This window comes from Nocardioides sp. SYSU D00038 (assembly GCF_016924665.1).
Taxonomy (GTDB): Bacteria; Actinomycetota; Actinomycetes; order Propionibacteriales; family Nocardioidaceae; genus Nocardioides.
Genome location: NZ_JAFFJT010000016.1, coordinates 127,633 through 139,693, shown reverse-complemented (window position 1 = coordinate 139,693; position 12,061 = coordinate 127,633). Strand labels below are relative to the sequence as shown.

The 12,061-nt window shown below is 72.0% G+C and carries 11 protein-coding genes; 9 read left to right on the top strand and 2 right to left on the bottom strand.

All coding sequences use genetic code 11. The features are described 5' to 3' along the window. Nucleotides 1-50: 50 nt before the first annotated feature. Together JT721_RS09260 and JT721_RS09255 are read left to right on the top strand one after the other, a co-directional pair. The gene (locus JT721_RS09260; RefSeq protein WP_205472749.1) at nt 51-656 is read left to right on the top strand and encodes an ACT domain-containing protein; all 606 of its coding nucleotides are present in this window, start codon (nt 51-53) and stop codon (nt 654-656) included. Between the two features lie 563 nt (nt 657-1,219). Continuing rightward, on the top strand, nt 1,220-2,440 hold the full coding sequence (locus tag JT721_RS09255) for an HNH endonuclease signature motif containing protein (RefSeq protein WP_205472747.1): 1,221 nt from the start codon (nt 1,220-1,222) through the stop codon (nt 2,438-2,440). Between the two features lie 174 nt (nt 2,441-2,614). Here the strand turns inward: JT721_RS09255 and JT721_RS09250 are convergent, their stop codons facing one another. Beyond that, a complete protein-coding gene (locus JT721_RS09250) occupies nt 2,615-3,061 on the bottom strand; it encodes a nitroreductase family deazaflavin-dependent oxidoreductase (RefSeq protein ID WP_205472744.1) in 447 nt (148 codons plus the stop codon). A 56-nt stretch (nt 3,062-3,117) separates the two neighbouring features. Here JT721_RS09250 and JT721_RS09245 point away from each other — a divergent pair, with 56 nt between their 5' ends. Genes JT721_RS09245 through JT721_RS09230 form a run of 4 tightly spaced genes read left to right on the top strand, consistent with a single transcriptional unit; the run spans nt 3,118 to nt 6,188 of the window. Further along, nucleotides 3,118-4,035 (top strand): 1,4-dihydroxy-2-naphthoyl-CoA synthase, encoded by a 918-nt coding sequence (locus JT721_RS09245; RefSeq protein ID WP_205472742.1) that lies wholly within the window; start codon nt 3,118-3,120, stop codon nt 4,033-4,035. A gap of 28 nt (nt 4,036-4,063) precedes the next feature. Continuing rightward, the gene (locus JT721_RS09240; RefSeq protein WP_307827968.1) at nt 4,064-4,705 is read left to right on the top strand and encodes a class I SAM-dependent methyltransferase; all 642 of its coding nucleotides are present in this window, start codon (nt 4,064-4,066) and stop codon (nt 4,703-4,705) included. A 5-nt stretch (nt 4,706-4,710) separates the two neighbouring features. Next, nucleotides 4,711-5,415: an NAD-dependent deacylase gene (locus JT721_RS09235; RefSeq protein WP_205472740.1), complete on the top strand. Its 705-nt coding sequence runs from the start codon at nt 4,711-4,713 to the stop codon at nt 5,413-5,415. Next, nucleotides 5,412-6,188, top strand: coding sequence for a hypothetical protein (locus JT721_RS09230; RefSeq protein WP_205472738.1), 777 nt, complete (start codon nt 5,412-5,414; stop codon nt 6,186-6,188). Before JT721_RS09235 ends, JT721_RS09230 begins: the two co-directional genes overlap by 4 nt. Nucleotides 6,189-6,203: 15 nt before the next feature. On the opposite strand, the gene JT721_RS09225 is transcribed toward JT721_RS09230, so the two are convergent. After that, a complete protein-coding gene (locus JT721_RS09225; protein WP_205472736.1) occupies nt 6,204-6,962 on the bottom strand; it encodes a TetR/AcrR family transcriptional regulator in 759 nt (252 codons plus the stop codon). Nucleotides 6,963-7,069: 107 nt separating this feature from the next. Here JT721_RS09225 and JT721_RS09220 point away from each other — a divergent pair, with 107 nt between their 5' ends. The 3 genes from JT721_RS09220 to JT721_RS09210 all read left to right on the top strand — a co-directional run bounded on the left by JT721_RS09220 (nt 7,070) and on the right by JT721_RS09210 (nt 12,034). Continuing rightward, nucleotides 7,070-9,253, top strand: a complete 2,184-nt coding sequence (locus JT721_RS09220) for an MMPL family transporter (protein WP_205472734.1) — start codon at nt 7,070-7,072, stop codon at nt 9,251-9,253. A 139-nt stretch (nt 9,254-9,392) separates the two neighbouring features. Continuing rightward, nucleotides 9,393-10,856, top strand: coding sequence for an MDR family MFS transporter (locus JT721_RS09215; RefSeq protein ID WP_307827967.1), 1,464 nt, complete (start codon nt 9,393-9,395; stop codon nt 10,854-10,856). Nucleotides 10,857-10,888: 32 nt separating this feature from the next. Next, entirely contained in the window at nt 10,889-12,034 is a 1,146-nt protein-coding gene (locus JT721_RS09210; protein WP_205472733.1) for an acyl-CoA dehydrogenase family protein, read from the top strand. The last annotated feature ends 27 nt before the right edge of the window (nt 12,035-12,061 follow it).

Genomic DNA, 12,061 nt, shown 5'->3' with positions numbered 1-12,061 from the left:
GCGCCGACGGCCGACACCGGCCCGCAACATCCGGGGGCTAGGGTCGACGGGTGCCCTTCCTGCTGCGTGTGGAGCTGCCCGACGTCCCCGGCTCGCTGGGCCGGCTGGCGAGCGCGATCGGTGAGGCCGGCGGCGACATCGAGGCCATCGAGATCGTCGAGAAGCGCCACGACGGGGTCGCCGTTGACGACGTGCTGCTCGAGACCGCGCCCGGCGCGATGCCCGACTCGATCGTGTCGGCGTGCAACGCGCTCGAGGGCGTCGAGGTGGTGTGGATCGGCCGCTACGCCGCGGGCGGCAACCTGTTCCTGGACCTCGAGGCCGTCGAGGAGCTGACCGCCGACCCCGCCGAGGCCCTCGACCGCGTCGTCCACCTCCTGCCGGTGGTGTTCCGCGCCGACTGGGCGGTCCGCATCCACCGCGTCACCGGCCCCGGCACCCGCACCGCCAACGCCCCCGACGCGTTGCCGTTCACCGAGATCGAGCGGGCCCGCTACCTCGAGCTCTCCGACGACGACAACCTCTACGCCGGCGCCCGCATCGACGGCAACGAGATCGTCGTCATCGGCCGCCGCGGCGGCCCGGAGTTCCTGGAGTCCGAGCTCGCCCGGCTGGGCCACCTGGTCGGGTTGGCGACGTCGTTGGCTCGCCCGTAGTCGCCGTTCGCTGGTTGAGGAGGGACGAAGTCCCTCCCTCGTTGCCCGGTGAGCCGAGCGCCCTCCCTTGCTCGGGATTCGGGTCACCCCGGTGGTGACTCGGTGCGCCCGCGCGCCTACCTGGTCGGGTCTCGGCGTCAAGGGTTCCCTTCGGCGCTCCGCGCCCTTGACCCGAGCCTCTCCCGACCAGGTACGACGGCGCACTGCCGGCACTCGCAAGCTCGCGCCGCCAGCAGTGCGCGGGCGCTTGTCCCACCGCTGGTTGAGGAAGGCGTGCCCGCCCGCCTCGAAACCCGGTGAGCCGACAGCCCTCCCGCAACCACCCGGCGGGCAACCCAGGTTTCGCCGAGCCGTCGTCAATTAACGCCGGCTCGGCGATACCCGAGTCCGCATCCGTTGGGACGGCAGGGCGTTCGGCCGGCGGGGGTTTCGAGACAGTCGCTAGCGCGACTTCCTCAACCACCGGCGAGCAAGGTAACGATCGGGTCACAACCACGAATCCCCGTTGTGGACAACGCGAAAACCGGTCGGGGACTGTCGGTGGTCGGTGCTTGGGTAGAGGCATGACAGCGAAGGCCACACCTCACGGACGGCACCGCATCGGCCGCGCTGTCGCGGAGGTGCGCGCCACGCTGGGCGACGTCGGGGAGCTGCCGCTGTGGAGCATGCAGGCACCTGAAGCCGCCGAGACCCTCACCGAGCTCGCGAAGCTCAAGAGCCAGGTCGCAGCCCTCGAGCTGCGCGTCGCGAGGCACGCCCAGAGCCAGAAGGTCGAAGCCGCCTCCGGCGTCACGAGCACCGCGGCGTGGCTCGCGGTCGCCACTCACGCCACACGTCGCGAAGCAGGCAGGACCCTGCGGTTGGCGGAGCAGCTCGACACCATGCCCGTCGTCGCGCAGGCGCTTGGACGCGGTGAGCTGCTGCTGGAGCAGGCCGAGGTCATCGCCCGAGCGATCGACAAGCTCCCCGACGACACCGATCCCCGGATCCGCGAGCAGGCACAGGTCAAGCTCGTCGAGCTGGCCCGGCATCACGACGCCAAGGACCTCACGATCTTCGGCAACCGGATCCTCGACATCGTCTGCCCCGAGGTCGGCGAAGCAGCCGAAGCAGCCGCGCTGGCCAGGGAGGAGCGAGAGGCCGAGAAGGCCTCCAAGCTCACCATGCTCGACGACGGCGAAGGCTCGACGCACGGGCGATTCGTCATCCCGACCATGCACGCCGAAGCACTGAAGAAGGCGCTCTTCGCGCACGCGGCGCTCACCCACGAGAAGGTGACCTCGCAGACGCTGGGCCAGGCGTTCTGCGACTACATCCTCCGCTACCCCGCAGACCGGCTTCCGCAGCGCGGCGGCGTCAACGCCACCGTCGTGGTCACCATCCCGCTCGCCGTGCTGGAAGGACGGCTGGCCGCCTGCGAGCTCGACACCGGCACCCGCCTCAGTCCCGGCGCCGCACGCCGCCTCGCCTGCGAGGCCGGACTCATCCCCGTCGTCCTCGACGGTCAGTCCCAGGTCCTCGACATCGGTCGCACCCGACGATTGTTCACCACCCCGCAACGCATCGCCCTCGGCCTACAGCAGAAGACCTGCCGCAGCGAAGGCTGCGACCGCCCCGCCTCCACCTGCGAGGCCCACCACCGAGTCCGCTGGACCGACGGCGGCAACACCGACCTCCGCGACGGCGTCCTCCTCTGCCCCAGCCACCACCAACGGGCTCACGACCCCGCGTACCGGACGACTTACCTGCCCACCGGGAAGGTCCGCTTCCACAGACGGAACTGATCGCTGGTTGAGGAAGTTGCGCTAGCAACTGTCTCGGAACCCCGGAAGACGAAAGCCCGCCGGTGGGTACGGGAGGGTGCTCGTCCCACCGGGTTTCGAGACAGGCGTTGCACGCCTTCCTCAACCAGCGCGGGGCGACGGTCGCCCTTCCTCAACCCACAGAACCAACAGCGGTCAGTCGACGGGCTCGAGCAGGAACACCGGGATCTCGCGGTCGGTGTTCTGCTGGTACTCCGCGTACGGCGAGTACACGGCCACCGCGCGCTCCCACCACTCGGCGCGCTCCTCGCCCTCGGCGATGCGCGCACGGTAGGTGCGGGGCTCGGGGCCGTCCTGGAGGTCGACCTCGGGGTGCTCGAGGAAGTTGTGGTACCAGGTGGGGTGCTGGGGGGCGCCGCCCTTGGAGGCGACGGCGGCGTAGACGCCGTCCTTCTCGACTCGCATCACCGGGTTCTTGCGGAGCTTGCCGCTCTTGGCGCCGCGGGAGGTGATCACCACGATCGGCCACTCCGGGTGGTCGGGGAGGGTGTTGGCCTCGCGGCCGCCGCTGGCCTCGTAGGCCGCGACCTGGTCGCGGACCCACTGCTCGGGACTGGGCTCGTACTCGCCTTGAAGGGTCATGCCTCCACAAGACCACGAGGAGGCCGGTTGTTCCAGCGGCGATAGCCTCCGAGGTCATGAGTGCCATCGAGGGTGTGTCGCAGACGTTCGACCCCGACGCCTGGGACGAGGTGCCCGGGTTCGACGACCTGACCGACGTCACCTACCACCGGGCCCGCGCCCACGGCACCGTCCGGGTGGCCTTCGACCGGCCCGACGTCCTCAACGCGTTCCGCCCCCACACCGTCGACGAGCTGCTCCGGGTGCTCGAGCACGCGCGCACCTCCGGCGACGTCGGCTGCGTGCTCCTCACCGGCAACGGCCCGAGCGAGAAGAACGGCAAGTGGGCGTTCTGCACCGGCGGCGACCAGCGGATCCGCGGCCGCGCCGGCTACCAGTACGCCGGGGGCGAGACCGCCGACACCGTCGACAAGGCCCGGCTCGGGCGGCTGCACATCCTCGAGGTGCAGCGGCTGATCCGGTTCATGCCCAAGATCGTCATCTGCGTGGTGCCGGGCTGGACGGCCGGCGGCGGGCACAGCCTCCACGTCGTCTGCGACCTCACCCTGGCCAGCAGGGAGGAGGCGCGGTTCAAGCAGACCGACGCCGACGTCGGCTCGTTCGACGGCGGCTTCGGGTCGGCGTACCTCGCGCGCCAGGTCGGCCAGAAGCTCGCCCGCGAGATCTTCTTCCTCGGGCAGGAGTACAACGCCGAGGACGGCGTCCGGATGGGCACCGTCAACCGCGCCGTCCCCCACGCCGAGCTCGAGGCCACCGCGCTGGAGTGGGGCCGGCTGGTCAACGGCAAGAGCCCCACCGCGCAGCGGATGCTCAAGTACGCCTTCAACGCCATCGACGACGGCCTGGTCGGCCAGCAGCTGTTCGCCGGCGAGACCACCCGCCTCGCCTACATGACCGACGAGGCCCAGGAGGGCCGCGACCAGTTCCTGGAGAAGCGCGACCCCGACTGGTCGCCCTTCCCCTGGTACTACTGAACCCCTGCCACGACAGGGGATTCGCGACGTGCCGACGCTCTGGGAACGCATCGCCCGTGACACCAACGGTGCCGACTACGGGCGCGCGTACGCCGAGCGGTTCCGGCGGATCGCCGAGCGCGGGGGCGACGTGCACGGGGAGGCGGCGCTGGTGCACGCGCTGGCGCCGGAGGCGAGCGTGCTCGACGCGGGGTGCGGCACCGGACGGGTGGCCGCGCGGCTGGCCGAGCTGGGGCACGAGGTGATGGGCGTCGACGTCGACCCGGTGATGCTCGCCGAGGCCGAGCGCGACCACCCGGACCTGGATTGGCGACAGGACGACTTGTCGACATTCGACCTGGGGCGGGCCTTCGACGTCGTGCTGGTCGCCGGCAACACCCTGCCGCTGCTCGAGCCCGGGACGCTGGGGCCGGCGTGCACCGCGCTGGCCGCGCACGTGGCGCCGGGCGGACGGCTGGTGACCGGGTTCGGGCTCGACGCCGAACACCTGCCGGCAGGCTGCCCGGTGCTGCCGCTCGCCCAGGTCGACGCGGCGCTGGCGGCGGCCGGGCTCGAGGTCGTGGAGCGCTGGTCGTCGTGGCAGCGCACGCCGTTCGCGGACCAGCGCGACGGGTACGCCGTGACGGTGGCCGAGACGCGGACCGGGGGATCGGGCGGGGTGAGAGGGTGAGGGCCATGAAGGTGGTCGTGCTCACCGGCGCCGGCATCTCGGCCGAGAGCGGGGTGCCGACCTTCCGCGACTCCGACGGGCTCTGGGAGGGCCACCACGTCGAGGACGTCGCGACCCCCGAGGCCTACGACCTCCAGCCCGGCGTCGTGCAGCGCTTCTACGACGACCGGCGGGCCGCCCTCGCCGGCGTCGAGCCCAACGCGGCGCACCGCGCGCTGGCCCGGCTCGAGGAGTTCCTCGGCGACGACCTGCTCATCGTGACCCAGAACATCGACGACCTCCACGAGCGCGGCGGCGCCACCCGGGTGCTGCACATGCACGGCGAGCTGCTCAAGGCCCTGTGCCGCGCCTGCCAGGCGCGGGTGCCGTGGACCGGCCCGCTGTCGGACTTCCCGCCCTGCCCCGGCTGCGGCGCCACCGAGCTGCGCCCCGACGTGGTGTGGTTCGGCGAGGTGCCCTACGAGATGGAGCGCATCGTCGAGGCCCTGGAGAGCGCCGATCTCTTCGTCTCGATCGGCACCTCGGGTGCGGTCTACCCCGCGGCCGGGTTCGTGCAGGCCGCGACCCGCGCCGGCGCCCGCACCCTCGAGCTCAACCTGATGCCCAGCGAGGGCACCCACTGGTTCCGCGAGGCCCGGCACGGCCGCGCCGGCGAGCTGGTGCCGGCCTGGGTCGACGACCTGATCGCCGAGCTGGGGAACCCGTCGTGAGGCGGCTGGCCCCGGGCGTCGCGCTGCTGGCGGCGCTCGTGCTCGCCGGGTGCAGCGACGACGCCGATCCCGCCTCGCCGACCGAGCCCGCCTCCGCGGCCCCGGCGTACGCCGAGGGGGCGGACCTGTCGGAGTACGAGGAGCTCGACGCCGACGACACCCGCAGGATCCTGGCGCTCGGCACCGACGAGGAGGTCGTCGACATCGTCACCTCCCTCGCCCCGGAGAGCGTCACCGTCGACACCCGGCTCGTCGAGGGCGACCAGCGCAGCCGCACCCTGGTCGAGATCGACGACAGCGGCGCGTGCTCGGGCCACGTCGACACCGCCGGCGGCCGGGTCGACTTCGTGTCGCGCTACGCCGGCAGCACGGTCGTGACGTCGGAGCAGCCGTTCCAGGGACGCGACCTCGACGGCCGCTGGCTGGTCGTGGAGCGGGCGCAGGTGCCGTGCGACTCGCCGCAGGGCAACATCTTCGGCACCGGTCGCACCCAGGCGCCCGGCTCGCTGGTGCCCGACCCCGAGGTCGCGAGCCGCGAGCTGGTCGACGGGCGGCCCCGGGTGGTGCTGCGCTCGCGCGGACCGGAGGGCTCGGGCAGCGGCGAGATCGTCGTCGCCGAGGTCGACGGCGTCGTGCGGGTGCTGACCGTGGCGGTCGAGCTCGCGGACTTCCGGCTCACCCGCGAGGTGCGGGCCTGGGGCGCGACCGAGGTCGACGCGATGCCGCCGGGTTCGCGGTGGCTCCGCGACGCCCCGCCGCCGCCGTCCGGCTGATTCGACGCGGGTCGATCAGGGGAGGGCGAGCCGGGCGCGCACCAACCCGACCAGCCGCTCGACGTCGTCCTCGACGCCGATGACCGGCGCGAACTCGCGCACCACGCTGATGAACATCTCGCCGCTCTCGATCACCCGCGGGTCCATGTGGCCGAACACCTCGAGGGCGACGACGCCGTAGAGGCGGGTCCAGCCCTGCATGTAGATCCAGACCAGGCCGCGGTCCTCGGTCGCCAGGCCCTCGACCTCGGCCGGGATCAACGGGTCGAGCACCGAGGTGCGGATCGTCTCGGGTAGGTCGTCGAGGGCCGGGATCGGGTGGTGGTTGTGCTCCCACAGCGCGCGCATCTGGTCGGTGAACAGGTGCCCCGAGGAGGCCAGGGTCAGCAGCTCGCGGCGCTGGCACGACGCGTCGGCGATCGGGTTGGCGAAGACGAGGCCGAACTCGCGGGGGCTGCGCAGCGCCCAGCGCCGGAACTCGGTCACCGACACGACCAGCCGGCCGGCGTAGTCGTCCTCGGGCAGCTCGTCGGCCGCCGCGGCGAAGGTCGCGGTGGCGGCCTTGTCGATCTCGAAGGCGACCAGGTCGACGAGCTCCTGGTAGTTGCCGACGTAGCGGTAGAGCGCGGGCGCGGTCATCCCCATCCGGCCGGCCACCGCCCGCAGCGACAGCTCGGCGCCCTCGGCGAGCAGGTCGCGCGAGACCCGCACGATCTCGTCGTACGTCGCCTCGCGCTGGCGCTCGCGGCGGGTGGTCTGGGGCAGGGTCGGCACGGGGTGCAGCTCCTCGGATGCGGGGTTGACGACGAGAGTTTACACCGTTTACGGTTTACACCGTTCACCAAACTGATGCACCTTCACCAGAGTTCACAGGAGTCGTCATGATCGATCGCTGGGCCGCCTTCGTGGGTCGCCGGGCCCGGGCCGTGCTGCTGGTCGGCATCGCCGCCATCCTCGGCGCCGGCATCTACGGGCTCGGGGTCTTCGACTCGCTCTCGCAGGGCGGCTTCGACGACCGCGGCTCGGAGTCGTCGCGCGAGCTCCAGCGCGAGCGGGAGCTCTTCGGCAACCAGGGCGTCGACGTCGTCGCGATCTACTCCAGCGACGAGCTGACCGCCGACCAGCCGGAGTTTCGCGCCGCCGTCGAGGACGTCGTGGCTGCGATCCCGGCCGACTCGGTGACCCGGGTGACGCCGTACTACGACGCGCCGGCCGGGGCCGGCCTGGTGAGCGAGGACGCCCACCACGCCCAGGTGCACGTCTCGCTGGCGGGCGAGACCCAGGACGACTTCATCACCAGCTACGACGAGATCAAGTCGTCGCTCACCGCCGACGCCGACGTGGTCGAGACCTCGCTCGCCGGCTCCTACGCCGTCTACAAGGACGTCAACAAGACCACCAGCGACGACCTCAAGCGCGCCGAGCTCATCTCGATGCCGATCGTGCTGGTGCTCGCGCTGCTGATCTTCGGCAGCCTGGTCGCCGCCTCGATGCCGGTGCTGGTCGGACTGCTGGCGATGGTCGGCGCGATGGCCGTCGTGCGGGTGCTCACCCACGTCACCGAGGTCTCGGTCTTCTCGGTCAACGTCATCTCGCTGCTCGGCATCGGCCTCGCGATCGACTACGCGCTCTTCGTGATCAGCCGGTTCCGCGAGGAGCTCGCCACCCTCCCCGCCGACGACCCCGGCGCCCCCGCGGCCGCCATCCGCACCACGATGCAGACCGCCGGCCGCACCGTGCTCTTCTCCGGCCTCACGGTCGCCGCGGCGATGTCGAGCCTGCTGATCTTCCCCCAGGCGTTCCTGCGCTCGATGGGCTACGGCGGCATCGCGGCCGTGGTCGTGGCGATGGTCGCCTCGCTCACGGTGCTGCCCGCGCTGCTCACCGTGCTGGGCCACCGGGTCGACAAGGGCCGGCTGCCGTGGCTGGCCCGCCGCACGCCGCTCGAGGACGGCCGGGGCCGCTGGGCCGCGCTGGCCCGCGGCGTGATGCGCCGCCCGCTGCTGGTGATCGCCGGCACCGTCGCCGCGCTGCTGGCCGTCGCGAGCCCGTTCCTCCACGCCAACTGGGGCAGCGTCGACTACCGGGTGCTGCCCGAGGACGCGCCGTCGTACATCGCCGCCGAGCTCGCCAACGAGGAGTTCGGTGGGGAGCGCTCGACCGCCAACCTCCTGCTCGAGGGAGCCGACGAGGCCGCCGTCGCCGACTACACCGAGGCGGTCGCCGCGCTCGACGGCGTCGCAGCCGTCGAGCCCGTGCTCTCGGAGGACGGCGCCACCCTGCTGCGCGCCTCGTGGCCGGGCAACAGCCAGGTCGAGTCGTCGCAGCGGCTGCTGGAGGAGATCCGCGCCGTGCAGCCGGCCGAGGGCACCGTGCTCGTCGGCGGCCTGACCGCCGACACCGTCGACCTGATCGACTCGGTCGGCGACCACCTGCCGTGGATGGGCCTGATCGTGGTCGCGGTGATGCTGGTGCTGCTGTTCCTGGCGTTCGGCTCGCTGGTGCTGCCGATCAAGGCCGTGCTGATGAACGCGTTCTCCATCACGGCGGCGTTCGGCGTCGTCACCTGGATCTTCAACGACGGTCACCTCTCCGGCCTGCTCGGCTTCACCCCGCAGGGCTTCCTCGACGCCACCAACCCGATCCTGATGCTGGCCGTGCTGTTCGGCCTGTCGATGGACTACGAGGTGTTCCTGCTCAGCCGGGTGCGCGAGCAGTGGGACCGCACCGGCGACAACGACCTCGCGGTCGCCACCGGCGTGCAGAAGACCGGCCGGATCATCACCAGCGCCGCCTTGCTGCTCGGCGTGGTCATCGGCGCCTTCGGCACCAGCGGGATCACGTTCATGAAGATGCTCGGCATCGGCATGTTGGTCGCCCTGCTCATCGACGCCACCATCGTCCGGGCCCTGCTGGTCCCGGCCACCATGAAGCTGCTCGGCCGGTGGAACTGGTGGGCCCCGGGCCCGCTGGCCCGCTGGTGGGAGCGGCACGGCTTCCGCGAGGGCGAGGAGGCCGGCTCCTCCCAGCCGGCCACCCCCGCCCGCGAACCCGCGGGGGTCTGAGCCACCGCCGTACGCCGCCACCACACCCACCCGCCCCGGCTCGCACTCCCCCGGGGCACCCGGCGGCGTACGGCGGTCGGACGCCCACGATCCGGACGCCCGGGAACAAACCCGGCGCCCGTCGCGGTTCCGCCCTGACGTGACCTCCGCCCCCGCGATCTCGCGCCGCGACGTCGGCCTGCGCAGCGAGCGCGGGCCGGTGCTGCTGGCGGTGATGCTGAGCATCTCGCTGGTGGCGATCGACTCCACGATCCTGGCGCCGGCGGTGCCCGCGGTGGTCGACGACCTGGGCGGGTTCTCGTCGTTCCCCTGGCTGTTCTCGGCCTACCTGCTGGCGCAGGCGGTCACGCTGCCGCTCTACGGCAAGGTCGCCGACCTGGTCGGCCGCAAGCCGGTGATCCTGGCCGGCATCGTGCTGTTCGTCGTCGGCTCGCTGCTGTGCGGGCTGGCCTGGAACATGGGCACCCTGATCGCGGCCCGGGTGGTGCAGGGCCTGGGCGCCGGCGCGGTGCAGTCGACCGGGATGACGGTCGTCGGCGACATCTACTCCCTCGAGGAGCGGGCCAAGGTGCAGGCCTACCTCGCGAGCGTCTGGGCGGTCTCGTCGCTGGTCGGCCCCACGCTGGGCGGGCTGTTCTCCGACCACCTGTCGTGGCGCTGGATCTTCCTGGTCAACCTGCCGATCGGGCTGGTCGCCGCCTGGCTGCTGCGCCGCGGGTTCCACGAGGAGGTGCAGCGCCGGGAGCGCTCGGTCGACTGGTTGGGCGCCGTGCTGCTCGCCGGCGGTGGCACCCTCCTCCTGCTCGGCCTGCTCGAGGGCGGCGTCCGCTGGGCGTGGTCGTCGCCGGCGAGCATCGCGGTCTTCGCGACGGCGGCGGTGCTGGTGGCCGCCTTCGTGCTGGTCGAGCGCCGGGCCCGCGAGCCGGTGCTCCCGCTGTGGCTCTTCCGCAGCCGGGCGCTCAACGCGGCCGCCGCGGCGTCGTTCGTGGTGGGCGTGCTGCTGCTCGGGCTCACGACGTACGTGCCGGTCTACGCCCAGGTCGTCTACGGCTCCAGCGCGCTGGCCGGTGGCCTGGCGCTGGCCGCGATGACCATCGGGTGGCCGATCGCGGCGTCGACCTCGGGGCGGATCTACCTCGGCCTCGGGTTCCGCGCCACCGTCACCCTCGGCGGCGTCATCGCGTTGGCGGGGGCGCTGCTGCTCACGACCGTCGGCGCCGACGACTCGGTCTGGTGGCTGGCGGTCCCGTGCTTCGTGATGGGGCTGGGCTTCGGGTACGCCGCGAGCCCGGCCGTGGTGGTGGCGCAGTCGTCGGTGGCCTGGCAGCACCGCGGCGTCGCCACCGGCGCCAACCTGTTCGCCCGCTCGGTCGGCAGCGCCGTCGGGGTGGCGGCGTTCGGCGCGGTGGTCAACCGTGCGGTCGCCGACCGGCTCGGCGACACCTCGCCCGACCTCGAGCACCTCTCGCCCGCCGTGCTCGACCCCGCCGTCCACGGCGTCTTCGTCGCCTCGGCGGCGATCGCGGTGGCCCTGGTCGTGGCCGGGCTGCTGATGCCGCGCCGGGTCGAGGCGCCCGCTGTGACTCCGGTCATGGCCGACTGACCTCGCGGTTACCGGGAAGTAGCATGGGCGCCATGAGGCGTTCCATCTACGACGACGACCACGAGGCCTTCCGCGCGTCGGTGCGCGAGTTCCTGGACCGGTCGGTGATCCCCCACGTGGAGGAGCACGCCGCGGCCAAGGGCCTGCCCCGCGAGTTCTGGCTGGAGGCCGGTCGGCAGGGCTTCCTCGGCCTGGAGATCCCCGAGGAGCACGGCGGCTCCGGGGCGGGCGACTTCCGCTTCAACGCGGTGCTCGCCGAGGAGCTGTCGAAGGTGAACGCCGCACTCTCCTCGTGCGTGGGCATCCACTCCGACATCGTCACCCCCTACATCGTCGAGCTCGGCACCGACGAGCAGCGCAAGCGGTGGCTGCCCGGCGCGGCCAGCGGCGAGCTGCTCACCGCGATCGGCATGACCGAGCCGTCCGGCGGCTCCGACCTCGCCGCGCTGCGCACCACGGCGGTGCGCGACGGCGACGCGTGGGTGATCAACGGCTCCAAGACCTTCATCACCAACGGCTACTCCGCCGACCTGGTCGTCACCGCGGTGCGCACCTCCCCGGAGAAGAAGGCCAAGGGCATCACGCTGTTCGGCATCCCGGCCACGGCCGAGGGCTTCAGCCGCGGCCGCAAGCTCGACAAGGCCGGCCAGGACGAGTCCGACACCGCCGAGCTGTTCTTCGAGAACGTCCGCCTCACCGACGACGACATCATCGGCGAGCTCGACCAGGGCTTCATCCACATGATGGAGAAGCTGCCGCAGGAGCGGCTCACCTGCGCGGTCTCCAACCTCGCCCACGCCAAGCAGATCCTCGTCGAGACCCTCGACTACACCAAGGAGCGCAAGGCGTTCGGTGCCGGCATCGGCACCTTCCAGCACAACAAGTTCCTGCTCGCCGAGCTGTTCACCCAGGTCGACGTCACCCAGGCCTACATCGACCAGTGCGTGATCGCCCACTCGGCCGGCGAGCTCACCGCCGTCGACGCCGCCAAGGCGAAGTGGTGGACCTCCCAGGTGCAGAACGAGATCCTCGACCACTGCGTGCAGCTGCACGGCGGATACGGTTTCATGAACGAGTACCGCGTCTCCCGGGCCTGGCGCGACGCCCGGGTCACCAAGATCTGGGCCGGGTCCAACGAGATCATGAAGGAGCTCATCGGCCGCGACCTCGGCCTCTGAGCCCCACCCCTCCCGACGTACCGCGAA

What these genes read in the sequence shown, in the direction of transcription:
- JT721_RS09245 (WP_205472742.1), top strand. Translation starts at nt 3,118, where the DNA reads ATGAGTGCCATCGAGGGTGTGTCGCAGACGTTCGACCCCGACGCCTGG.
- JT721_RS09250 (WP_205472744.1), bottom strand. Translation starts at nt 3,061, where the DNA reads ATGACCCTTCAAGGCGAGTACGAGCCCAGTCCCGAGCAGTGGGTCCGC.
- JT721_RS09220 (WP_205472734.1), top strand. Translation starts at nt 7,070, where the DNA reads ATGATCGATCGCTGGGCCGCCTTCGTGGGTCGCCGGGCCCGGGCCGTG.
- JT721_RS09210 (WP_205472733.1), top strand. Translation starts at nt 10,889, where the DNA reads ATGAGGCGTTCCATCTACGACGACGACCACGAGGCCTTCCGCGCGTCG.
- JT721_RS09235 (WP_205472740.1), top strand. Translation starts at nt 4,711, where the DNA reads ATGAAGGTGGTCGTGCTCACCGGCGCCGGCATCTCGGCCGAGAGCGGG.
- JT721_RS09255 (WP_205472747.1), top strand. Translation starts at nt 1,220, where the DNA reads ATGACAGCGAAGGCCACACCTCACGGACGGCACCGCATCGGCCGCGCT.